Here is a 23808-nt window from a genome sequence, read left to right on the forward strand (position 1 = left end):
GGTAATTAAGGAAGCAGGCGATGTTCGGCGAGAAGTTTCGGGATCGGCAAAAGCCGATGGTGCTCGTGCTGGGACTGGGTGAATCCGGTCTCGCTATGGCGCGCTGGTGCGCGCGGCACGGCTGTCGGCTGCGTGTGGCCGATACGCGTGAAGTGCCGCCGAACCTGCCCGCGCTGGAAGCGCACGGCATCGACGCCGCATTCGTCGGCGGCCCGTTTTCGCCGGTGTTGCTCGAAGGCGTCGAACTCGTCGCCATCAGCCCGGGCTTGTCGCCGCTTGCCGCTGACCTGTTGCCGCTGATCGAAGCGGCGCGCGAGCAAGGCATTCCCGTGTGGGGCGAACTCGAACTCTTTTCGCAAGCGCTGAAGACGCTCGGCGAAAGCGGCTACGCGCCGAAGGTGATCGCGATTACCGGCACTAACGGCAAAACCACGACGACGAGTCTGACTGGCCTGCTGTGTGAACGCGCCGGCAAGAAGGTCGCCGTGGCCGGCAACATCAGCCCGTCGCTGCTCGACAAACTTTCGGAAGCGATCGACAACACCGCATTGCCCGACGTGTGGGTGCTCGAACTGTCGAGCTTCCAGTTGGAAACAGCGCACACGTTCTCGCCGGATGCGGCGGTCGTGCTGAACATCACGCAAGATCATCTGGACTGGCACGGCGGTCTGGACGCGTACGCCGCCGCGAAGGGCCGCATCTTCGGTGCGCAGACTGTGCGCGTGCTGAATCGCGATGACTCGCGCGTCATGAAGCTGACGCCCGCGGAAGACAGCGAAGCCGAGATGGTCACGTTCGGCGTCACCGAGCCGAAGAACGACGGCGACTACGGTCTGCTGCGCGACAACGGCATGATCTGGCTCGTGCAGGCGCACGATCGCGACGCCAGCGACGAACCGGTGCCGAAGCGCCGTCGCAAGAACGAAGTGGTCACGCCGCCGAATATCGCACTGAAACGCTTGATGCCCGCGGACGCCTTGCGTATTCGAGGCCTGCACAACGCCGCCAACGCGCTCGCCGCTTACGCGCTTACGCGCGCAATCGGTCTGCCGGGCGCACCGCTGTTGCACGGACTGCGCGAATATCGCGGCGAGCCGCATCGCGTGGAATTAATCGCGTCGATCGACGGTATCGACTATGTGGACGACAGCAAGGGCACTAACGTCGGCGCGACGGTTGCCGCGCTTGACGGGCTCGCGCAGCGCATCGTGCTAATCGCCGGCGGCGATGGCAAGGGCCAGGATTTCGAACCGCTGGCCGCGCCGGTCATGCGCTGGTGCCGCGCCGTGATGCTGATCGGCCGTGACGCGCCGCTGATTCGCGCCGCGCTCGAAGAAACCGGCATCGCCATGACGGATCACGCCACGCTCGAAGAAGCGACGCGCGCAGCAACGGCGCTTGCGGAACCGGGCGACGCCGTACTGCTCTCGCCGGCTTGCGCGAGCTTCGACATGTTCAAGGGTTACGCGCACCGCGCCGCGGTATTCCGCAGCACGGTAGAAGACATCGCGGCCGAACGGGGGACGATGATATGAGCTGGTCGGAACGTTTCGGTTCGCGTCAGGCTGCCGCCGGCGACGCGGGTGGTTCGGGCGGGGCGGCTCGCGTCGGCGGCCGCACGGGCGGCAGTGGTCTCGCGAGCGCCGTCAACGGAGTGCGTCCGCTGCGCTCGCGCATGCTCGACTACGATCACTCGCTGCTGTGGGTGGTCGTCGCGCTGCTCGGTCTCGGCGTGGTGATGGTGTATTCGGCGTCGATCGCGATGCCCGATTCGCCCAAGTACGCGTCGTATCGTGATTACGCGTTCCTCGTGCGCCAGATCATCTTCGTGGTGATGGGTTCGGTGATCGGCATCGTGTCGTTCCGCATTCCGATCGCGACGTGGGACAAGTACGCGCCGAAGCTGTTTCTGATTTCGCTGGTCGCGCTGGTGATCGTGCTGATCCCGCACGTCGGCAAGGGCGTGAACGGCGCGCGTCGCTGGATTCCGCTCGGCATCACGAACATGCAGCCGTCGGAAATCATGAAGCTCGCGGTGACGATTTACGCGGCGAACTACACGGTGCGCAAGCAGGAATACATGCACAGCTTCGCCAAAGGCTTTTTGCCGATGGCGGTGGCGGTGGGTCTCGTCGGCGCGTTGTTGCTGCTCGAGCCGGACATGGGCGCGTTCATGGTGATCGCGGCGATCGCGATGGGCGTGCTGTTTCTCGGCGGCGTGAACGGCAAGCTGTTCGGTGGCCTGGTGGCAACTGCGGTTGGCACGTTCAGTTTGCTGGTGTGGGCATCGCCGTGGCGTCGCGAGCGGATTTTCGCGTACCTCGATCCGTGGGACGACCGTTACGCGCAGGGCAAGGCTTATCAATTGACGCACTCGCTGATCGCGTTCGGCCGCGGCGAGTGGTTCGGCGTAGGTCTTGGCGGCAGCGTCGAGAAGCTCAACTATCTGCCGGAAGCGCATACCGACTTCATCCTCGCGGTGATCGGCGAGGAACTGGGTTTTATCGGCGTGCTGGTCGTGATCCTGATGTTCTACTGGATCGTGCGCCGTTCGTTCGAGATCGGCCGTCAGGCGCTCGCACTCGACCGCACGTTCGCGGGCCTGGTGGCGAAGGGCGTCGGCATCTGGTTCGGCGCGCAGACCTTCATCAACATGGGCGTGAACCTCGGCTTGCTGCCGACCAAGGGTCTCACGTTGCCGCTCGTCAGTTACGGCGGCTCGGGCATTGTGCTGAACTGCGTCGCGGTTGCCGTGCTGATGCGTGTGGATTATGAAAATCGTGTGCTGATGCGTGGGGGGAAGGTATGACCCCCATGCAGCAGCGCACGATATCGGCGAAGGCTAACTTCGTGCGCGAAGCGCGCGAAGTTAAGCGAAGCGGCCGAAGCCAAAACGGGTTTTCGTCCATGCTGATGCGTGGGGGGAAGGTATGACCGCTCTGCCGCAACGCACGCTGATGGTGATGGCCGGTGGCACCGGGGGACACGTGTTCCCGGGGCTCGCGGTCGCTCATCTGATGCAGGCGTGGGGCTGGAAGGTCGTATGGCTCGGCAATCCTGCGGGCATGGAAGCGACGCTGGTGCCGAAGCACGGCATCCCGATGGAATACGTGCGCTTCGGCGGGCTGCGCGGCAAGGGCATGAAAACCAAGCTGATGCTGCCGTTGAATCTGCTGCGTGCCTGCACGCAAAGCCTGAGCGTGCTGCGTCGCGTGAAGCCGGATGTCGTGCTCGGCATGGGCGGCTATATCACGTTTCCGGCCGGCTTGATGACCGCGTTGAGCGGCCGTCCGCTGGTGCTGCACGAACAGAATTCGATTGCGGGTCTCGCGAACAAGGTGCTCGCGAAAGTCGCCAAACGCGTGCTGGTTGCGTTTCCGAATGCACTGCCGCACGGCGAATGGACGGGAAATCCGATTCGTGAGGAACTTGCGCGCGCAATTGCACCCAAAGCACGCTACGCGCAACGCAGCGGCCCGTTGAATGTGCTGGTCGTGGGCGGCAGTCTGGGCGCCGCGGCGTTGAATGAAGTCGTGCCGCGTGCGGTGGCCTTGCTCGCGCCGAATGAGCGTCCGCGCATCGTGCATCAGGCGGGCGCGAAGCATATCGAGGCGCTGCGTGAGAACTACGCGGCAGCAGGTCTGCAAGCAGGCGCCGACGTCGAACTCGTGCCGTTCATCGACGACATGACGAGCGCCTACGCGAACGCGGACCTGGTGATTTGCCGCTCGGGCGCCATGACAGTTTCAGAGATTTCAGCAGTAGGCGTGGCGGCGTTCTTCGTGCCGTTCCCGTATGCAGTAGACGATCACCAAACCACTAATGCAGCGTTCCTCGCCGACAACGGCGCGGCGCTGGTCGTGCAGCAACGCGATCTGTCGGCGGAAACCCTCGCTGACTGGTTGCGCAGCCAGACGCGAGAGACCCTCGCGGAGATGGCGGAGCGTTCGCGCTCGCTCGCGAAACCCGACGCCACTGAACAGGTTGCGCAGATTTGCGCGACCGTGGCGGGTTCGATTTCGGGCGCGAGCCCAGAAGGAAAGCAATGAAACACATCGTCAAACACATTCATTTTGTCGGCATCGGCGGTGTCGGCATGAGCGGCATCGCGGAGGTGCTGGTCAACCTCGGCTATCAGGTGAGCGGCTCGGATCTCACGAGCAACGCGATCACCGATCGCCTCGCCGCACTCGGCGCGCGGATCGCGATCGGTCACGCGGCGGAGAACATCGAAGGCGCGAACGCTGTGGTCGTTTCCACGGCGGTGCGTAGCGACAATCCGGAAGTGCTGGCCGCGCGTCATCGACGCATTCCGATCGTGCCGCGCGCGGTGATGCTCGCGGAACTGATGCGCCTGAAGCAAGGCATCGCGATTGCCGGTACGCACGGCAAGACCACGACCACCTCGCTGGTGGCGAGCGTGCTCGCGGCGGGCGGTCTCGACCCGACTTTCGTGATCGGCGGCAGGCTGATTAGCGCAGGCGCGAATGCGCGACTCGGCACGGGCGACTTCATCGTCGCGGAAGCGGATGAATCGGATGCGTCGTTCCTGAATCTGTTCCCGGTGATCGAAGTCATCACGAACATCGACGCCGATCACATGGACACCTACGGCCACGATTTCGCGCGGCTCAAGCAGGCGTTCATCGAATTCACGCACCGTCTGCCGTTTTACGGTATCGCGGTGTTGTGCGTCGACGATCCGAACGTGAAGGAGATCCTGCCGTTCGTGTCGAAGCCGATCATTCGCTACGGCTTCGCGCCGGATGCGCAGGTGCGCGCGGTCAACGTAAAAGCGCACGACGGCAAGATGCATTTCACGGCCATGCGCGAAGACGCGGCGCCGATCGACATCGTCTTGAACCTGCCGGGCGAGCACAACGTGCAGAACGCTTTGGCCGCAATTGCAATTGCGACTGAACTTGAAGTGAAAGATGCCGATATCCAGCGAGCGCTGGCGGATTTCAACGGCGTGGGCCGACGCTTTCAGCGCTACGGCGAAGTGCCGGTCGTAAGCGAAGGCAAAGCGAGCGGCGCCTACACGCTGGTGGACGACTACGGTCATCACCCGGTCGAAATGGCGGCCACGGTGGCGGCGGCGCGCGGCGCATTTCCGGGGCGTCGCCTGGTGCTGGCGTTCCAGCCGCACCGCTTCACGCGTACGCGTGATTGCTTCGAGGATTTTGTGAAAGTGCTGTCGACCGTCGACGCGCTCGTGCTGACCGAAGTCTATTCGGCCGGCGAGTCGCCGATCGTCGCCGCGGACGGCCGCGCATTGGCGCGCGCGCTGCGCGTGGCGGGCAAGGTCGAGCCGGTCTTTGTCGATACGGTGGATGAAGTGCCGGACGCTCTCTCAGCAGTGGTGCGCGACGGCGATGTGGTGATCACGATGGGCGCGGGTTCGATCGGCGGAGTGCCGGGTCGCCTCGCGCAAGAAAACAAGGTGTGAGTGAGATGAGCAGTATCGATCCGAAACAATTCGGCAAAGTGGCAGTGCTGCTCGGTGGTAATTCCGCCGAGCGCGAGGTATCGCTCAATTCCGGCCGCCTGGTGTTGCAAGGTCTGCGCGACGCCGGCGTGGACGCGCATCCGTTCGATCCGGCCGAGCGTCCGCTCGCCGCATTGAAGGAAGAAGGCTTTGTGCGCGCGTTCAACGCGCTGCACGGCGGCTACGGCGAGAACGGCCAGATTCAGGGCGCGCTCGACTTTTACGGCATCAAGTACACGGGCAGCGGCGTGCTCGGCTCGGCGCTCGGTCTGGATAAATTCCGCACCAAGCTCGTGTGGCAGCAACTCGGCATTCCGACGCCGCCGTTCGAAGCCGTGCTGCGTGGCGACGACTACGAAGCGCGCTCGAAAGAGATTGTCGCGAAGCTCGGCTTGCCGCTCTTCGTGAAGCCGGCGAGCGAAGGTTCGAGCGTCGCGGTGATCAAGGTGAAGAGCGCCGAAGCACTCCCGGCCGCGCTGATCGAAGCCGTCAAGTACGACAAGATCGTGGTGGTCGAAAAGAGCATCGAAGGCGGCGGCGAATACACCGCGTGCATCGCCGGCAATCTCGATCTGCCGGTGATCCGCATCGTGCCGGCTGGCGAGTTTTACGACTACCACGCTAAGTACATCGCGAACGACACGCAGTATCTGATCCCGTGCGGTCTGGCGGCGGACGAGGAAGCGCGCCTGAAAGTGCTGGCGCGCCGCGCCTTCGATGTACTCGGCTGCACCGACTGGGGCCGCGCGGATTTCATGCTCGACGCCGACGGCAACCCGTATTTCCTCGAAGTGAACACGGCGCCTGGCATGACCGATCACTCGCTGCCGCCGAAAGCGGCGCGCGCGGTGGGCATCAGCTATCAGGAACTGGTTGTCGGCGTGTTGGCGCTGACGCTGCAGGACTAACCGGGGCGACCCGAAAGCAACACCATGTGGAACAACGTTCGCCAGCTCAATTTCGCCTCCAACGCATTGCATGTGTTGCTGGTGCTCGTGCTGCTGGCGGCAGGCGGTTACTGGCTGATCCAGCGCCCGAATTTCGCGCTGCGCGAGATTCAGATCGACGGCGATACCGAGCACATCAATTCGCCGACGGTGCGCGCGGGTGTGGTGGGGCGCTTGAAGGGCAACTTTTTTACGGTGGATCTCGACGTGGCGCGTCAGGCGTTCGAGCAGATGCCGTGGGTGCGTCATGCGAGCGTGCGGCGCGTTTGGCCGAATGCACTGGCTGTCACGCTGGAAGAGTACAAACCGCTGGGAACGTGGGGCAGTGATCAGCTGGTGAGCGTCGACGGCGAGCTGTTCACCGCGAACCAGGGCGAGCTCGAAGAAGACCTGCCCGCGTTCGACGGTCCGGACGGGACGGCAAAAGAGGTGGTCGCGCGGTATCACGACTTCCAGAAATGGTTTGCGCCGTTGGGCGCGACGCCTGAAGAAGTGACGCTGTCGCCGCGCTACGCGTGGACGGTGAAGCTCTCGAACGGCACGCAGGTGGAACTTGGGCGCGAACGCAATCAGGACACGCTGCTCGATCGGAGCAAACGTCTGAGCGCGGCGTGGAGCGCGGTGACGCAACGTTGGGGAAAGGATATCGAGTATGCGGACTTGCGCTATCCGAACGGTTTCGCGATTCGCGCGGCAGGGATGCGCTTTATCACCGAACCCGACAAGGGCAAGAAGTAAACGGACATCACACGCAATGAGCACGCTATGAGTAAAGACTATAAAGATCTGCTGGTCGCCCTCGACATTGGGACGTCGAAGGTCGTGGCCATCGTCGCCGAGTTGAAGGGCGAAGGTCACTACGAGGTGATCGGCCTCGGCCAGAGCGAATCGAAGGGGCTCAAGAAAGGCGTGGTGGTGAATATCGAGGCCACCGTGCAGTCCATTCAGCGCGCGCTCGAAGAAGCCGAGCTGATGGCCGACTGCAAGATCACCAACGTATTTACCGGGATTGCCGGCAGCCATATCCGCAGCTTCAATTCGAGCGGCATGGTGGCGATCAAGGAGAAAGAAGTCACGCAGACGGACGTGGCGCGCGTGATCGAAACGGCGAAGGCGATCAACATCCCGACCGATCAGCAGGTGCTCCATATCCTGACGCAGGAATTCATCATCGACGGTCAGGAAGATGTGCGCGAGCCGATCGGCATGAGCGGCATTCGTCTCGAAGTGAAGGTGCATATCGTCACTGGCGCGGTGAGCGCGGCGCAGAACATCGTGAAATGCGTGCGCCGCTGCGGGCTCGAAGTGAACGATCTGATCTTGCAGCCGCTGGCGTCGTCGCTCGCGGTGCTGACGGAAGACGAGAAAGAACTCGGTGTGGTGCTGGTCGATATCGGCGGCGGCACGACGGACATTGCGATTTTCAGCGAAGGCGCGATCCGTCATACGGCGGTGATTCCGATCGCCGGCGACCAGATCACGAGCGACATCGCGATGGCGCTGCGCACGCCGACGCCGGACGCGGAAGACATCAAGGTGGATTACGGCATCGCCAAGCAGGCGCTCGCCGATCCGGACGAGATGATCGAAGTGCCGGGTCTCGGCGAGCGCGGTCCGCGCACGCTGTCACGCCAGGCACTGGCGGCGGTGGTCGAGCCGCGTGTCGAAGAACTGTTTTCGCTCGTGCAGCAGGTGGTGCGCGAGTCGGGTTACGAGGAACTGCTGAGCTCCGGCGTGGTGCTGACCGGCGGCGCGTCGATGATGCTCGGCATGGTCGAACTGGGCGAGGACATTTTCCTGAAGCCGGTGCGTATCGGCGTGCCGGAGTACGCGGGCGGTCTCGCCGATGTAGTGCGCAATCCGCGCTACTCGACGGCGATGGGCCTGCTCGTCGAAGGACGCTCGCAACGCATGCGCGGCCGCAAGGTCGCGGTGCAGTCGGGCTCGATGGGACAGGTGTTCACGCGCATGAAGGACTGGTTCCTCGGCAACTTCTAAAGCATTCGTAGTACCGCTGCATAGAACGGGTTTTCGAACAGGTTTCAAAAAAAATACGCGCTGGTGCCGGCGGCCGGCGCGCGACAGGGGGTTGCCCGATCTCCTGCCGAATAACGGCCGAAGTGGCTGTAAATTTTTATCTTGACGGAGGCATCATGGATTTCCAAATGCTGGAAACCGAAACGAACGGCACCATCATCAAGGTGGTCGGAGTAGGTGGCGCTGGCGGCAATGCTGTTCAGCACATGATCAACAAAGGCGTGCAAGGCGTCGACTTCATCGTGATGAACACGGACGCGCAGGCTTTGTCGCGTTCGCGCGCCACCGCGGTGATCCAGCTCGGCAACACGGGTCTGGGCGCCGGCGCCAAGCCGGAAATGGGCCGCGCCGCAGCGGAAGAAGCCCGTGAGCGCATCGCCGACGCACTGCGCGGCGCGCACATGGTCTTCATCACGGCCGGCATGGGCGGCGGCACGGGCACGGGCGCAGCACCCGTGGTCGCGCAGATCGCCAAGGAAATGGGTATCTTGACCGTTGGCGTCGTCAGCAAGCCGTTCGAATTCGAAGGCGGCAAGCGGATGCGCGTGGCAGAAGCCGGTTCGCAGCAACTGGAGGATCACGTCGACTCGCTGATCGTCGTCCTGAACGACAAGCTGTTCGAGGTGATGGGCGATGACGCCGAGATGGACAAGTGCTTCCAGTGCGCAGACGACGTTCTGAACAACGCAGTTGCCGGCATCGCGGAAATCATCAACGTCGACGGTCTGGTGAACGTCGACTTCGAAGACGTGAAGACGGTGATGGGCGAGCAGGGCAAGGCGATGATGGGCACGGCGACGGTTGCCGGCGTCGATCGCGCTCGCCTCGCTGCTGAGCAGGCTGTTGCCAGCCCGCTGCTGGAAGGTGTGGATCTGTCGGGCGCGCGTGGCGTGCTGGTCAATATCACGTCGAGCCGTTCGCTGCGTCTGTCGGAAACGCGCGAAGTGATGAACACCATCAAGAGCTATGCCGCGGAAGACGCAACGGTCATCTTCGGCGCAGTGTACGACGATGCAATGGGCGACGCGCTGCGCGTGACGGTCGTGGCAACGGGTCTGGGCCGCGCGGCCAAGAAGCAGCAATCGGCACCGATGACGCTGCTGCGCACCGGCACCGACAACCAGCCGATCAACGCACACGCTGCCTACGCACCGCAGTCGTCGCACGCCAGCACCGCCGATTACGGCGCGCTGGATACGCCGGCAGTGTGGCGCACGTCGCGCGATACGGCCGCTTCGCATGTGCAGGCGCTGCAGGAAAAGGGCGTCGACACGTACGACATTCCGGCATTCCTGCGCAAGCAGGCGGACTGAGCGCAGGGGCAGGCTTTCGTTGCGGCGTCGATTCTGGCGCTGGCGGACGAATGCACGAGCGTGGCGGGTGAACGGCGAACAAGTCGCGTATCGTTGAGGATTCGCGACAAGGACAACTGCCCTCTTCGGATTCGCGAAGCGGAGTGGGCGACTGTCGCCGGACGGCGGAGCATGCAGTGGTTGGTGCCCACGCCGGATTTTTCACTGCGACACGACGACGTGCGAGCGTGCTTCGCATCGATGCAAAGGACTGAGCATGATTCAGCCAGGTGAAAAGCTGCCCGACGCAACGCTCTTCGAGTTGATCGAAGACGAGCGGGCGGGCTGCACGATCGGGCCTAACAGCTTCGACGTGCGCGAACAGACGGCGGGCAAGCGTGTGGTGATCTTCGGATTGCCGGGCGCGTTCACGCCCACCTGTTCGGCCAAACATGTACCGGGTTATGTCGAGCACGCCGAGCAGTTGCGCGCTCTTGGCATCGACGAGATCTGGTGCGTGTCCGTCAACGACGCGTTCGTAATGGGCGCGTGGGGACGCGATCAGCATGCCTCGGGCAAGGTGCGCATGATGGCGGACGGTAGTGCGGCTTTCACGCGAGCGCTCGGTCTCGAGCAGGATTTGTCGGCGCGCGGCATGGGAATCCGTTCCCAGCGCTACGCGATGGTGGTCGACGACGGCGTGGTCAAGACGTTGAACGTCGAGGCTGCCGGCAAATTCGAAGTCAGCGATGCAGGGAGTATTCTCGCTACGTTGAGCTAGGCACGCGGGCGTCATGGCCTTCGCCGCGGGCACGCGCCGTTAGCGCGTTGTGCCTGGGCAACGGTCGATAAGACGCTTTTGTGACAGGCCGTTACGCGGGCCGATGACCGGAAACGCCTCCGTTCCGGGGCATCGGCCCGTCACGCTTTCCCTGACGGGCGCCCAAGGGTAATGCAGCGAAACAGATTGATACGTTCCGGGAAAAGACGCTCCTAAGGGTATTGGAGTATAATTCGCGCTATGGAATAAAAAGTCCCGATTGGGATTTTCAATCGAATAGAAGATCACCATGCTGAAGCAGCGCACTATCAAGCAAATCGTCAAGACAGTCGGCATCGGCCTGCATTCGGGCCGCAAAGTCGAACTGACGCTCCGTCCGGCCGGGCCGGACACGGGCATCGTGTTTTCGCGCGTGGATCTCGCCACGCCGGTGGACATTCCTGCGTCGGCGATGGCGATTGGCGATACGCGTCTGGCTTCCGTGTTGCAGAAGGACGGCGCGCGCGTCTCGACCATCGAGCATCTGATGTCCGCCTGCGCCGGTCTCGGCATCGACAATCTGTATGTCGACGTCACCGCCGAAGAAATTCCGATCATGGACGGCAGCGCCGGTTCATTCGTGTTTCTGATTCAGTCTGCCGGTATTGAAGAGCAGAACGCGGCGAAGAAATTCATCAAGGTCACCAAGCCGGTCGAAATTCGTGACGGCGATAAATTCGCGCGTCTCGATCCGTATTTCGGTTTCAAGCTCAAATTTACGATCGATTTCCGTCACCCGGCTGTGGATAAAACCGGTCAGGCGTTGGAAGTGGATTTCGCCAATACGTCGTACGTGCGCGAAATCGCGCGTGCCCGCACCTTCGGTTTTGCGCATGAAGTGGAAATGATGCGCGAACTGGGTCTGGCGCGCGGCGGCAGCATGGACAACGCAATCGTGCTGGACGAGTACCGCATTCTGAACAACGACGGCCTGCGCTACGACGACGAGTTCGTGAAGCACAAGATGCTCGACGCGATTGGCGACCTGTATGTGGTCGGCCATCCGTTGCTGGCGGCGTACGACGCGTACAAGTCGGGCCACGGCCTGAACAACGCGCTGCTGCGCGAACTGCTGGCGCACGAAGATTCGTACGAAATCGTCACCTTCGACGACACGCAGAAGGCGCCGCGCGGTTTTGCCTACGAGACGCAGACGGCTTTTGCCTGACGCTTTCGCTTTCGCTTCGGGTGAAATTTCCGAATCAAGCGCATGAAAAGTAAGCGGCCCAGTCGGGCCGCTTTTCTTTTGCCTAGCGATTTCTCCGATGCCGTGCTGCCATTTTCGCCAGCGCTTCCTGTAACGGCGAAGGCGCCAGCGATTCGCTCAGCGCGTGGAGCGCATCAGCGCCAGCCGGCGTCATGCGCGCCTGTTTGACCGGCGGCGGTTCCTTCACAGCCTGCGGCCGCACGCGAATCCGCAGCGAATTCACGGGCCAGCCGCGCTGCTGCAGATCCGCCAGCAGCCGTGGCTCCAGATGCCGCAGCCGCGCCGCCAGCGCGTTATGGCCGGCGAACAGGGCCAGCACGCCTTCCTTGATAAAGCTGGGTTCGACGCTCGTCGCCAGATAGTCGGGCAGCAGCGCCCGCAGATCCTTTTCCAACGCCGCAATCTGCTCGACGCCCGCGCGCAGGGCCGCGAACGCGTCCGTGCGATTGAGCACCTCGGCGACCGGCTGCGGGCGGCGCGCCTTGAACTGCTGGGGCGGCGGCCTTGAAAAGGAAGGAAAACGGCTCATGTTCGATGGGTAACGGCGTGTCCGCACCCTATGCGCGTTCACGCCGCGATTGTACCGCGCAGGACGCACGCGGGCCCGCCTCAATACGGACTGCCAGAGCTTGCTGCGGCGGGCTCCGGATGCCCCGCCGCCGTCTCGCTGCTGACATAAGCGTGGGCGGGGGCGCGTGCTAAAATGCGCGATTCGAATTCACTCTTGGACTAAGCCGCCGAGGCCCTTCCGACCCCGGAGCGCACGTGCATGAACTGCACGCCGCGACCCAGCCGAAGCCGCGACGCAGACACCGATCCGATGACCACCGGTTTTCTACAGAAGATTTTTGGCAGCCGCAACCAGCGGCTAGTCAAGCAATATCAAAAGACCGTCACGGCGATCAATGCGCTCGAGCCGCAGATCGAGCAATTGACGGACGATCAACTGCGCGCCAAAACGGGTGAATTCCGCCAGCGCGTCGCGAGCGGCGAATCGCTCGACAAGCTCCTGCCGGAAGCCTTCGCGGTGTGCCGTGAGGCCAGCAAGCGGGTGCTGAAAATGCGCCACTTCGACGTGCAGCTGATCGGCGGCATGGTTCTGCACTACGGCAAGATCGGCGAAATGCGCACCGGCGAGGGCAAGACGCTCGTCGCCACGCTGCCGGTGTACCTGAACGCGCTGTCGGGCCGCGGCGTGCACGTGGTCACGGTCAACGACTACCTCGCCCAGCGCGACGCCGAATGGATGGCGCGCCTGTACAACTTCCTCGGTCTGTCGGTCGGCATCAACCTGTCGCAGATGGATCACGGCGCGAAGCAGGAAGCCTACGCGGCTGACATCACGTACGGCACCAACAACGAATTCGGCTTCGACTACCTGCGCGACAACATGGTCTACGAGACCGACGCGCGCGTGCAGCGAGCCCTGAATTTCGCGGTGGTCGACGAGGTCGACTCGATCCTGATCGACGAAGCCCGTACGCCGCTGATCATCTCCGGCCAGGCCGAAGATCACACCGACCTGTACGTGCGCATGAATGCGCTGCCGCCGCTGCTCGAACGCCAGATCGGCGAAGAGAAAGCGGACGGCACCGGCGTCGAAAAGCCGGGCGACTACACGCTGGACGAAAAAGGCCGCCAGGTGTTCCTGACGGAATCGGGCCACGAAAAGGCCGAGCGTCTGCTCGCCGAGTGGGGCCTGATCGGTGAAGGCGAAAGCCTGTACGCGCCGCAGAACATCACGCTGATGCACCACGTGTACGCCGCGCTGCGCGCGCACACGCTGTTCTTCAAGGACCAGCATTACGTGGTGCAGAACGGCGAGGTGGTGATCGTCGACGAATTCACCGGCCGTCTGATGTCGGGCCGCCGCTGGTCGGACGGGCTGCACCAGGCTGTCGAGGCGAAGGAACACGTCAAGATCCAGAGCGAGAACCAGACGCTCGCGTCGATCACGTTCCAGAACTACTTCCGCATGTACGCGAAGCTGTCCGGCATGACCGGCACGGCGGATACGGAAGCGTTCGAATTCAACGAGATCTACGGTCTGGAAACGGTCGTGATCCCGACCAACCGTCCGCCCAAGCGGATCGACAAGCAGGATCAGATCTACAAGACCGCCAAGGAACGTTACGACGCGGTGATCCGCGATATTCGCGATTGCTACGAGCGCGGACAGCCGGTGCTGGTCGGAACGACGTCGATTGAAAACTCCGAGTTGCTGTCGCATCTGCTGAAGCAGGCCGGTTTGCCGCACGAAGTGCTGAACGCCAAGCAGCACGCGCGTGAAGCCGAGATCGTCGCCGAAGCCGGCCGTCCGAAGCGCATCACGATCGCCACCAACATGGCCGGTCGCGGTACCGACATCGTGCTCGGCGGCAACGCGGAAAAGCAGGCGTCGTTCCTCGAACTGGACGAAACGCTGGCTGAAGACGACAAGCAGCGCCGCATCCAGAAGCTGCACGACGAATGGCAGGCGCTGCACGATCAGGTGAAGGCCGCGGGCGGTCTGCACATCATCGGCACCGAGCGCCACGAATCGCGCCGGATCGACAACCAGTTGCGCGGCCGTGCCGGCCGTCAGGGCGACCCGGGTTCGTCGCGCTTCTATCTGTCGCTGGAAGATCCGCTGCTGCGCATTTTCGCCGGCGATCGCGTGCGCGCGATCATGGACCGCCTGAAGATGCCCGAAGGCGAAGCGATCGAGGCGGGCATCGTGTCGCGCTCGATCGAATCGGCGCAGCGCAAAGTGGAAGCGCGCAACTTCGACGTTCGCAAGCAATTGCTCGAATACGACGATGTGTCGAACGATCAGCGCAAGGTGATCTACCAGCAGCGCAACGAATTGCTCGAAGCGAACGACATCACCGAAACGATCGGCGCGATGCGCCAGAGCGTGATCGGCGAAATCGTTCACCAGTTCGTGCCGGCAGGCAGCATTGAAGAGCAGTGGGACGTGCCCGAGCTGGAAGAAGTGCTGCGCAACGAATGGCAGCTCGATCTCGCGATCCAGGAAATGATCAACGAGTCGAACTCGATCAGCGCGGACGAGATTCTCGAAGCGGTCGAAGCCGCCGCGGACGAAGCGTACGAAGCGAAGGTCGAACTGGTCGGCCGCGAATCGTTCAGCGCGTTCGAACGCTCGATCATGCTGCAAACGTTGGACCGTAGCTGGCGCGAACATCTGGCCGCGCTCGATCACTTGCGTCAGGGTATCCATCTGCGCGGCTATGCGCAAAAGAACCCGAAGCAGGAGTACAAGCGCGAGGCGTTCGAACTGTTCGCCGCCATGCTCGACGCGGTGAAGCTTGAAGTCACCCGCGTGGTGATGAACGTGCAGATCCAGTCGCCGGAACAGTTGGAGCAGGCTGCCGAACAGCTCGAAGAGCAGGGCGGCCACCTTGAAAACGTCGAGTTCCGCCACGCCGAATTCGCCGAAGCAGCCGCCGCGGCGCCCGTTGCCGCGGAAGCAGCCACCGCCGCCATGATCGGCGATGCAATGAGCCATGGCTCGTCGCAGGCGCCCGCAGCGAACCTGAGCGCGGACAACGTGCCGAAGGTCGGCCGTAACGACCCGTGCCCGTGCGGCAGCGGCAAGAAGTACAAGCAGTGCCACGGCAAGATCGTGTAATGCCCAATGCGGCGCGCTGAGAGGCGCGCCGCGTCGTTTTACGCGCTAGGTTGCCTTGATTTCGCGGTGGTCCGGCAGCACGCCCGGGCCATCAGTTCCGTTTCCCCGATGCCGGCGCCTGCCGGCATTTTCTTCGACAGGTCGCGACCATGGCTGTCAATTTCCCCTCGATCGATCCCGCTCAACTTCACCCCGTCGCCGGCGTTTCGCTCGGCTGGGCGGAGGCGAATATTCGCAAGCCGAACCGCAAGGACGTGCTCGTCATTTCCGTGGGCGATGGCGCCACGGTGGGCGGCGTGTTCACGCAGAACCGTTTTTGCGCGGCGCCCGTCACGGTGTGCCGTGAGAATCTGGAACGCGTGCGCGCCGGCGGCAAGCCGATTCGCGCGCTGGTGATCAACACCGGCAACGCGAACGCGGGCACGGGTGAGCCGGGCCTCGTGGCGGCACGCGAAACCTGCGCCGAGCTCGCGCGTCTCGCGGACATTACGCCGGAGCAGGTGCTGCCGTTTTCGACGGGCGTGATTCTGGAGCCGCTGCCGGTCGATCGTTTGAAAGCGGGTCTGCCGGCCGCGCTGGCGAACCGCAAGGAAGCGAACTGGTACGACGCCGCGCAGGCGATCATGACCACGGACACGCTGCCCAAGGCCACGTCGCGCCAGGTCACGATCGAGGGCCACACGGTCACGCTGACCGGCATCAGCAAGGGCGCGGGCATGATCAAGCCGAACATGGCGACCATGCTCGGCTTCCTCGCGTTCGACGCCGCCGTCGCCCAGCCGGTGCTCGACGCGCTGGTCAAGCACGTGGCGGACCGCTCGTTCAACTGCATCACGATCGATGGCGATACGTCGACCAACGACTCGTTCATCCTGATCGCGTCGGGCAAATCGAGCCTGCCGGCGATCACGTCCACCGACTCGCCCGCTTATGCAGCGCTGCGCGACGCGGTGACCGAAGTCGCCCAGACCCTCGCGCAACTGATCGTGCGCGACGGTGAAGGCGCGACCAAATTCATGACCGTGCAAGTGGAAGGCGGCTCGAGCGTCGGCGAATGCCGCCAGATCGCCTATGCGATCGGCCACTCGCCGCTCGTGAAGACGGCCTTCTATGCATCGGATCCGAATCTCGGCCGCATTCTCGCGGCCATCGGCTATGCCGGCGTGGACGATCTCGACGTCGGCAAGATCGATCTGTATCTGGACGACGTGCTGGTTGCGACTGCCGGCGGCCGCAATCCGGCCTACCGTGAAGAAGACGGCCAGCGCGTCATGAAAAAGAGCGAGATCGGCATTCGTGTCGTACTCGGCCGCGGCGATGCGCAAGCCACGATCTGGACTTGCGATCTGTCGCACGATTACGTGAGTATCAACGCCGACTATCGTTCGTAACCACCAGGTTCATTACGCGGCTCCAAGGCCGCTTATTTCACAGCCATGGATAAACTCGAACAGTTTTTGACCCGGGCCGAAGCCGTGCTCGTCCGCCTCGAAGCGATGCTTCCGCCCGCTGCGCCTGACATCGACTGGTCGGCGGCAGTGGCCTTTCGCTGGCGCAAGCGTCAGGGGCGCGGCTACCTGCAGCCGGTGCCGGCCATCTCGGCGATCACGCTCGACGACCTGCAAAACATCGATCGCCAGAAAGGCCTGATCGAGCAGAACACGCGTCAATTCGTGCACAAGCAGCCGGCCAACAACGTGCTGCTGACGGGCGCGCGCGGCACCGGCAAGTCGTCGCTGATCAAGGCGTGTCTGAACGCGTACGCGAAAGACGGCCTGCGTCTGATCGAAGTGGATAAGGACGATCTGCACGACCTCGGCGATATCGTCGATCTGATCGCGCAGCGGCCGGAGCGCTTCGTGGTGTTCTGCGACGACCTCTCGTTCGAAGACGGCGAGTCGGGCTACAAGGCGCTGAAGGTCGCGCTCGACGGCTCGATCGCCGCGCAATCGGACAACGTGCTGATTTACGCGACATCGAACCGCCGCCATCTGTTGCCGGAATACATGAGCGACAACGAGACGTACAAGCACACGTCCGACGGCGAGATTCATCCCGGCGAACTCGTGGAAGAAAAGATCTCTCTGTCCGAGCGTTTCGGCCTGTGGGTCAGCTTCTATCCGTTCAAACAGGACGACTACCTGTCGATCATCGGCCACTGGCTGCGGCATTTCGGCTGCGATGACGCCGAAGTCGAGGCGGCGCGCGGCGACGCGCTGGTGTGGGCGCTCGAGCGCGGCTCGCGTTCAGGACGCGTTGCGTGGCAGTTCGCGCGCGACTGGTCCGGCCGCAAAACCTCAGCGTGAGCGTCGGCATGAGCGATGACGTCGAGAAGAACGCCGCCGGCCGCAAGGTGACGCAAGTCGCGGTCGGCGTGCTGGTCCAGCCCGATGGGCGCTATCTGCTGGCGCAGCGCCCGGCCGGCAAGCCGTACGAGGGCTACTGGGAGTTTCCGGGCGGCAAGCTGGAAGCGGGCGAATCGGTCGAAGCCGCGCTCGCACGTGAGCTGCACGAGGAGCTGGGTATCGACGTCGAGGCAAGCCATCTATGGCATACGCTCGAACACGATTACCCGCACGCGTATGTGCGGCTTTTTTTCTGCAAAGTGACGCAGTGGTCCGGCGAGCCGCACGGCCGCGAAGGTCAGGCTTTTGTCTGGCAGACGCTGCCGGCGGACGTCGAGCCGCTGTTGCCGGCGACCATTCCCGTGCTGGAATGGCTCGCAGCCGAAAAGAACTGAAGCGGAAAGAGAAGGACGCGCGACACCGGGCGCTGCTCTAGCGCAGCGCCGATCGGCATGGCCCGGCTAGCAGGCCGCGCGCTCAATGCGGAGTGTAATCCCCACCGCCAGGCGTCTCGTCCGACGACGCCTCCTGCTCGGCCCCGCCGATCTTGTACTTCTCAGCGGCCCAGGCGCCGAGGTCGATCTGCTTGCAGCGATCGGAACAGAAGGGGCGGAAGCGGTTTTCAGGTGTCCAGCGGACGTCCTTTCCGCAAGTGGGGCATTTGACGACAGTAGGCATACGGTCAGGCAATCAATCGCAAACGGAACAAGTAACGAATATAGGGGCATTTTTCGCCGCTTTAAAGGCGCGCCCCTTCCTTTGTGATTTACCCGATGAATATGACAGGTTTGCGAGCGTGTTTTACAGGCTGCAAAGCGTGAGCTGGAAAGGTACGTCGACATCGACCGCACGCGGACGCAGATCGCCGTCCTGCACCGTGAAGCGCACCCACAGCATGTACTTGTTCGCACTGGCTTCGGGGATCACGCGCAATTCCGGTGCTACCCGCACTTGCATCAATTGATACGAACGGCCTGAGAGCATCTGCTGATAGCTGCCCTGCATGGCCATGACCTTGGATGCCTGGCCGGATTCGCGCGCGAGCCGCAACACGATAATGGCCGCGTCGCGCAGCGGCAGCAGCGGCGTTACCCACTTGGCGATGTCCTGGCGGCGCTGATCGGGATGAATCTGCTGCCAGGCGTAATAGGACGGCAAATCGAACTTGCAGGTGCCGCCTGGAATGATCGCGCGGCTGCGGATACTGGCGAGCCACTCGTTGTCTGCAAGATGCTGGCCGGTCTTGCCCTGCATCTGCGAAAGCCCCGCGAGAGTTTGCTCGATCTCGCCGAGTACGGCCTCGAGCGCACTCTGTTCGATTCCCGGATTGCCGCGAAACGGCGCCAGCGTTTGCCGTTGGCGTTCGAGTTCTTTCATCAGATCCGACTTCAGATCCGCGCGGCCCGCAACCTCTGAGATTTCGAACAACGTTGTCAGTGCGACGTGATGTTCCCTGGCGTCTTCCTGAGTCAGAAAGAACGTGAAGCGCTCGAACAGATCTTCGAGGCGCAATAGCGTCCGGATTCGCTCGTTGAAGGGATACTCGTAAAGGATCAAGCGGGCTCGCCTCGGGCGTGGTCGGTGACGGGAATGCAGAACATTCTAATGCCGTGAGACTACCCTAGCAATCACGCACTTTTTCAGCACGCATTTGCAACTTTTTTCACGTGTTTCGGGCGGTTTTCAACGCACTTTGGCATGCGCATCGCTGCGAAGTTCAACCGGGATTTCCCGAGGTATCACGTCGGCGTCATGCGCCGGCGAGCGACAGATACACGCGATGCAACGCGTCGACTTGCGCTTTTAGCGCGTCGAGCGGCGCGTTGTTGTTGTCGATCACGTCGTCGGCCGCGGCGAGGCGCGCTTCACGCGTGGCCTGACGGGCGATGATCGCCAGCACCTGTTCGCGGCTGAAATTATTGCGGCTCATCACGCGCGAGATCTGCGTTTCGACGCTGCAGTCCACCGTCAGCACGCGATTCACGCGCGTCTTCCATTTGCCGGATTCGACCAGCAGCGGCACCACGACAATCACATAAGGCCCTTGCGCCTCGCGCTGCTCGCGTTCGGTCTCCGCGCGAATCAATGGATGCGTGATGCCTTCGAGGCGTTTGCGCGCGCTGTCGTCGCTGAATACGAGTGTGCGCATGCGGGCGCGGTCGAGTGAGCCGTCGGGGGCGACGAACGTCTCGCCGAACTCCGCCGCGATTGGCGGCATGGCGATGCCGTGCGGCGCTGTGATGCGGTGCGCGATCAGGTCTGTGTCGACGAGCGGCACACCGTGCGCCGCGAACAGGTCGGCGACAGTCGATTTGCCGCTGCCGATGCCGCCGGTTAATCCCACAGCAAACATGCTTCAGCCTCCCAAAGCCAGATAGAGTGGCGTGCCGAGAAACAGCGTCAGTGCGCCGCCTGCCGCGAGGAACGGCCCGAAGGGCAGCGGCTCTTCGAACCGCATACGGCCGCGCCACGTTGCCAGCAGGCCGACGACCGCGCCGCTCACCGCAGCGATCAGCACGATCTGCGGCAGCGCTGCCCAGCCGAGCCACGCGCCGAGCGCCGCCAGCAATTTGAAATCGCCATGACCCATGCCTTCGACGCCGCGTATGAGTAGAAATACCCAATGCACGACCCACAGCACCAGATAGCCGAAGATCGCGCCGAGCACCGCATCGTGCAAGTTCGTAAACATACCGTTGAAGTTGACGATGATGCCCGCCCACAGCAACGGCAGCGTCATGGAGTCGGGCAGCAGATGCGTGTCGATGTCGATCGCGCTCATGGCGAGCAGCGTAGCGCACAGACCAAAGGCTGCGAGCGCCGTGAAGGTCGGGCCGAACAACGCGAGCGCGCCGGCTGCGAACGCTGCACTGGCGATTTCGAGCAGCGGATAGCGCAGACTCACACGCGCCTTGCACGCGGAGCAGCGGCCGCGCAGCAATAGATAGCTCAGGACCGGCAGGTTCTCCCATGCGCTCAACACGTGGCCGCAATGAGGACACGCACTGCGCGGCACCCACAGGTTGTAGCGTGCCGGCAAGCCGTCTTTTTCCTGTGGTTGATCGGTGGCGTCGCTGACTTCAGCGCGCCAGGCGCGGTCGAGCATGATCGGCAGCCGATGCACGACAACGTTCAGGAAGCTGCCGATCACGAGCCCGAACACAATGGCGAATGTCATCTGCGATGCTGCGGGCAAGCTGCCGAACGCCTGGCCGAGGCCGGTCGCGAAATGGTCGGGCAGCAAGCCCGAGAGCAGGCTGAAAGAGGTGTCTGGCACGAGTGGAAGAGTAGCCCGCATAGATTAAGGATGGATTCGGCTGCGATCCTACACCACGTTGCCGAGTTGAATAATGGGAAGATACATCGCGATCACGAGGCCGCCGACCAGCGCGCCGAGCACGACGATGACGAGCGGCTCGCATAGGCTCGACAGCGTGCCGATCTTTTCGTCTACCTGACGATCGGCCAGCGACGCCACGTCGATCAGCATGGTGTCGAGTGCTCCGGACTCCTCGGCAACGGCAATCGGCTGCACGACCTCCGGCGGAAAGCAGCGTGCCGCGCGCATCGCGGCGGCGAGCCGCTCGCCGCGCCGCAGACGCGCGGCGATTTCAACGGTAGCGCGGTCGAAGAATGCGTTGCCGGTGGCGTAAGTCAGCGAATCGAACGCGTCGGCCAGCGGCGTGCCGGCTGATAACAAGGTGCCGAGCGCGCGGCTCCAGCGCGCCGCGCACAACGTGCGCAGCAGCGGACCGGCAACCGGTATTGTCAGCGATACGCGCGCAAAGCGGATGCGCGCGGCTTCGGAACGTCGCAGTAGAAACGTCGCTGCTGACCCGGTTGCGAAGACCATGGCGAATGCCGGTATGCTCCATCGCGCCACACCGGACGACAATGCCAGCACGAATTGCGTGGGTGCAGGCAGTCTGGCGCCGAAGCCGTCGAAGATCTGTTTGAAGGTCGGCACGACCCATACGAGCAATGCCGCGGTGATTGCCATCGCCAGCACGAGGATCGCGACGGGATAGGTCAGTGCCGCGCGCACTTTGGCGCGTTGCGCGGCGGCGCGTTCGCGGTCATCGGCGATGCGGGCGAGGACGGCCGCGAGTGCGCCAGCCGCCTCGCCGACTTCGACGAGCTGGCAGTACAGTGCGTTGAATTGCGCGGGATGCCGCTGCAACGCCGCGGAAAAACGCAGTCCGCCGGTGATGTCGCGCGCGAGAGCGCCGACGATCCGCGGCATGCCTTGGCGGCGTGAACTCTGCGCTTGCGCGAGCAGGTCCAGCGCGGGCGCGAGTGGCAGACCCGCGCGTAGCAGGCTGGCGAGTTGCCGAGTGAATAGTGTGATGTCCGCAGCGCGCGTGGTGGGACGCGGTGCCGGTCCGTGCGCAGTCAGTTCGAGGATGAACAGATTGTCGCGCTTGAGTACCGAGCGCGCGATGGCTGCGTCCGGCGCGATGAGTGCGCCGTTTTTCCGCACACCGTCGGTATCGACGCCGCGCCATTTGAAACGCATGTCGGAGGCCGGTGGTCTTGGGATCGTCGCGGTGTTCGCCGTGTTCATGCGACCTCGGTGGCGGCGAGAGCTTCGGCGAGGCTGGTGGTGCCGTCGCGCACACGCGTCAACGCCGCGTCGCGCAAGGTGCCCACCTGTTCAGTTTGCGCTAGCCGCGCGAGTTCATGTGCGCCGGCGCTCGCGACGATCAGCTCGCGCATCGCATCGGATACGGGCATCACCTGATGAACGCCGACGCGGCCGCGATAGCCGATACCGTGACATGCTGCACATCCGGCTGCGGCGTAGGGCTGCCAGCCATCGAGTTGATGCTCGCTGAAACCCGCCGCTCGCAGTGCCGCGACCGACTCCGGCGACGGCACGCGGCACGCGACGCAGAGCCGCCGCACCAGCCGTTGCGCGGTGACCATGCGTAACGCGGCGGCGAGGTTATACGGCTCGACGCCGATATCGATCAGCCGCGCGACGGCTGCCGGTGCGTCGTTCGTATGCAGGGTCGACAGGACGAGGTGGCCCGTTTGCGCGGCTTTCACGGCGACGTCGGCGGTCTCTTCGTCGCGAATTTCGCCGACCATGATCACGTCGGGATCCTGGCGAAGAAATGCACGCAGCGCGACCGCGAAAGTGAGCCCGGCTTTTTCGCGCACGCTGACCTGATTGATGCCGGCCAACTGAATCTCCGCCGGATCTTCCACCGAACAGAGATTGCGGGCCTCGCCGTTAAGCAGATTGAGGAAACAGTACAGCGACAATGTCTTGCCGCTCCCAGTGGGGCCGGTGACAAGCATGAGACCGTGCGGCGCGCGAATCGCGGCGTCCACTGTTTTGCGCTGATGCGGATCGAGGCCGAGCGAGTCGAGTGAAAGATCGGCGGGCAGCGCATCGAGTCTGCGCAGCACGAGCTTTTCTCCGAATAGCGTGGGCAGCGAGTTGACGCGGTAGTCTTCAACGCGTCCTGGCGAAGTGGAGATGCGCAGCCGGCCGTCTTGCGGTACGCGACGCTCGGCGATGTCCATACGAGCCAGCACCTTCACCCGAGTAATGAATGCGTCACGCAGATGCGCGGGCGGCGGCGGGATTTCGTGCAGCACGCCGTCGATTCGCAAGCGCACGCGCCAGCCGTGTTCCGCCGGCTCGATGTGAAGGTCCGACGCGTTTCGGCGAGTTGCTTCCTGCAAAGTGTCGGTCAAGAGACGCACGGCGGGAGCGTTGTCGGTGTCGGCGGGATTTGCTGCGCTGAGCTCGGGTGCGAATGGTTTCAGCTTCGCTCTGACGGCGCTTTCGTGGGTGCTTGCGACGGGACGCGGCGATGCCGCTGGCGCTGTGGGCTGGAAAGATGCTTGCATGAGAGACCGGTGATGAACCGCCTGTAGAACACGACGGCTTCATCTTCCGGCAAGGCGGCGGGCGCCGCTATTCGGCCATTCGGCTAATGGCGCGCGCTGCGTCTGTGTGCGATGCTGCTGCAGGTTTGGCCGCTGTGCTTGGCGCGTGTTCTGCTGTTGCCTGCCGTCCTTGGCTGCGG

21 protein-coding genes are annotated in these 23808 nt (G+C 63.4%); 14 read left to right on the forward strand and 7 right to left on the reverse strand.

Features of this window, described 5'->3' with window-relative positions; all coding sequences use genetic code 11:
- Positions 1 to 20 precede the first annotated feature (20 nt).
- From murD to lpxC, 10 genes are all read left to right on the forward strand, one after another.
- Entirely contained in the window at positions 21 to 1535 is a 1515-nt protein-coding gene (gene murD / locus PQR54_RS35025; RefSeq protein WP_408253832.1) for a UDP-N-acetylmuramoyl-L-alanine--D-glutamate ligase, read from the forward strand.
- A complete protein-coding gene (gene ftsW / locus PQR54_RS35030) occupies positions 1532 to 2809 on the forward strand; it encodes a putative lipid II flippase FtsW (RefSeq protein WP_408253835.1) in 1278 nt (425 codons plus the stop codon). The genes murD and ftsW overlap by 4 nt, the downstream gene beginning before the upstream one ends.
- A 121-nt stretch (positions 2810 to 2930) precedes the next feature.
- Entirely contained in the window at positions 2931 to 4049 is a 1119-nt protein-coding gene (gene murG / locus PQR54_RS35035) for an undecaprenyldiphospho-muramoylpentapeptide beta-N-acetylglucosaminyltransferase (RefSeq protein ID WP_408253838.1), read from the forward strand.
- On the forward strand, positions 4046 to 5449 hold the full coding sequence (gene murC, locus PQR54_RS35040; protein ID WP_408253841.1) for a UDP-N-acetylmuramate--L-alanine ligase: 1404 nt from the start codon (positions 4046 to 4048) through the stop codon (positions 5447 to 5449). The genes murG and murC overlap by 4 nt, the downstream gene beginning before the upstream one ends.
- Positions 5450 to 5454: 5 nt before the next feature.
- Positions 5455 to 6396, forward strand: coding sequence for a D-alanine--D-alanine ligase (locus tag PQR54_RS35045; RefSeq protein WP_408253844.1), 942 nt, complete (start codon positions 5455 to 5457; stop codon positions 6394 to 6396).
- A 24-nt stretch (positions 6397 to 6420) separates the two neighbouring features.
- Positions 6421 to 7173, forward strand: a complete 753-nt coding sequence (locus tag PQR54_RS35050) for a cell division protein FtsQ/DivIB (RefSeq protein WP_408253846.1) — start codon at positions 6421 to 6423, stop codon at positions 7171 to 7173.
- Positions 7174 to 7200: 27 nt separating this feature from the next.
- Positions 7201 to 8433 (forward strand): cell division protein FtsA, encoded by a 1233-nt coding sequence (ftsA, locus tag PQR54_RS35055; RefSeq protein WP_007180311.1) that lies wholly within the window; start codon positions 7201 to 7203, stop codon positions 8431 to 8433.
- Positions 8434 to 8588: 155 nt separating this feature from the next.
- Positions 8589 to 9785 (forward strand): cell division protein FtsZ, encoded by a 1197-nt coding sequence (gene ftsZ / locus PQR54_RS35060; RefSeq protein WP_408253848.1) that lies wholly within the window; start codon positions 8589 to 8591, stop codon positions 9783 to 9785.
- A 256-nt stretch (positions 9786 to 10041) separates the two neighbouring features.
- Positions 10042 to 10545 carry a peroxiredoxin gene (locus tag PQR54_RS35065; protein WP_408253851.1) on the forward strand — a complete coding sequence of 168 codons (504 nt, stop codon included), beginning with the start codon at positions 10042 to 10044 and terminating at the stop codon, positions 10543 to 10545.
- Positions 10546 to 10834: 289 nt separating this feature from the next.
- On the forward strand, positions 10835 to 11752 hold the full coding sequence (lpxC, locus tag PQR54_RS35070) for a UDP-3-O-acyl-N-acetylglucosamine deacetylase (RefSeq protein WP_106285167.1): 918 nt from the start codon (positions 10835 to 10837) through the stop codon (positions 11750 to 11752).
- A gap of 82 nt (positions 11753 to 11834) precedes the next feature.
- On the opposite strand, the gene PQR54_RS35075 is transcribed toward lpxC, so the two are convergent.
- Entirely contained in the window at positions 11835 to 12320 is a 486-nt protein-coding gene (locus PQR54_RS35075) for a DciA family protein (RefSeq protein WP_041758585.1), read from the reverse strand.
- A gap of 291 nt (positions 12321 to 12611) precedes the next feature.
- Between PQR54_RS35075 and secA the strand changes: the two genes are divergently transcribed.
- The 4 genes from secA (at position 12612) to mutT (ending at position 18162) form a co-directional block, all read left to right on the forward strand.
- On the forward strand, positions 12612 to 15422 hold the full coding sequence (secA, locus tag PQR54_RS35080; protein ID WP_408254025.1) for a preprotein translocase subunit SecA: 2811 nt from the start codon (positions 12612 to 12614) through the stop codon (positions 15420 to 15422).
- 149 nt (positions 15423 to 15571) lie between these two features.
- Positions 15572 to 16813 (forward strand): bifunctional glutamate N-acetyltransferase/amino-acid acetyltransferase ArgJ, encoded by a 1242-nt coding sequence (argJ, locus tag PQR54_RS35085; protein WP_408253854.1) that lies wholly within the window; start codon positions 15572 to 15574, stop codon positions 16811 to 16813.
- Between the two features lie 45 nt (positions 16814 to 16858).
- A complete protein-coding gene (locus PQR54_RS35090) occupies positions 16859 to 17728 on the forward strand; it encodes an ATP-binding protein (protein ID WP_041758583.1) in 870 nt (289 codons plus the stop codon).
- A gap of 8 nt (positions 17729 to 17736) precedes the next feature.
- Positions 17737 to 18162: an 8-oxo-dGTP diphosphatase MutT gene (mutT, locus tag PQR54_RS35095; RefSeq protein ID WP_408253856.1), complete on the forward strand. Its 426-nt coding sequence runs from the start codon at positions 17737 to 17739 to the stop codon at positions 18160 to 18162.
- An 82-nt stretch (positions 18163 to 18244) separates the two neighbouring features.
- Here the strand turns inward: mutT and yacG are convergent, their stop codons facing one another.
- From yacG to PQR54_RS35125, 6 genes are all read right to left on the reverse strand, one after another.
- Positions 18245 to 18445 carry a DNA gyrase inhibitor YacG gene (yacG, locus tag PQR54_RS35100; protein ID WP_408253859.1) on the reverse strand — a complete coding sequence of 67 codons (201 nt, stop codon included), beginning with the start codon at positions 18443 to 18445 and terminating at the stop codon, positions 18245 to 18247.
- A gap of 123 nt (positions 18446 to 18568) precedes the next feature.
- Entirely contained in the window at positions 18569 to 19324 is a 756-nt protein-coding gene (zapD, locus tag PQR54_RS35105; RefSeq protein ID WP_012434407.1) for a cell division protein ZapD, read from the reverse strand.
- Between the two features lie 193 nt (positions 19325 to 19517).
- The gene (gene coaE, locus PQR54_RS35110) at positions 19518 to 20120 is read right to left on the reverse strand and encodes a dephospho-CoA kinase (protein WP_408253862.1); all 603 of its coding nucleotides are present in this window, start codon (positions 20118 to 20120) and stop codon (positions 19518 to 19520) included.
- A gap of 3 nt (positions 20121 to 20123) precedes the next feature.
- Positions 20124 to 21065 carry a prepilin peptidase gene (locus PQR54_RS35115; protein ID WP_408253865.1) on the reverse strand — a complete coding sequence of 314 codons (942 nt, stop codon included), beginning with the start codon at positions 21063 to 21065 and terminating at the stop codon, positions 20124 to 20126.
- A gap of 27 nt (positions 21066 to 21092) precedes the next feature.
- Entirely contained in the window at positions 21093 to 22331 is a 1239-nt protein-coding gene (locus PQR54_RS35120) for a type II secretion system F family protein (RefSeq protein WP_408253868.1), read from the reverse strand.
- Positions 22328 to 23629, reverse strand: a complete 1302-nt coding sequence (locus PQR54_RS35125) for a GspE/PulE family protein (RefSeq protein WP_408253871.1) — start codon at positions 23627 to 23629, stop codon at positions 22328 to 22330. The genes PQR54_RS35120 and PQR54_RS35125 overlap by 4 nt, the downstream gene beginning before the upstream one ends.
- Positions 23630 to 23808 lie beyond the last annotated feature (179 nt).

This window comes from Paraburkholderia phytofirmans, from assembly GCF_046028095.1.
Taxonomy (GTDB): Bacteria; Pseudomonadota; Gammaproteobacteria; order Burkholderiales; family Burkholderiaceae; genus Paraburkholderia; species Paraburkholderia phytofirmans_A.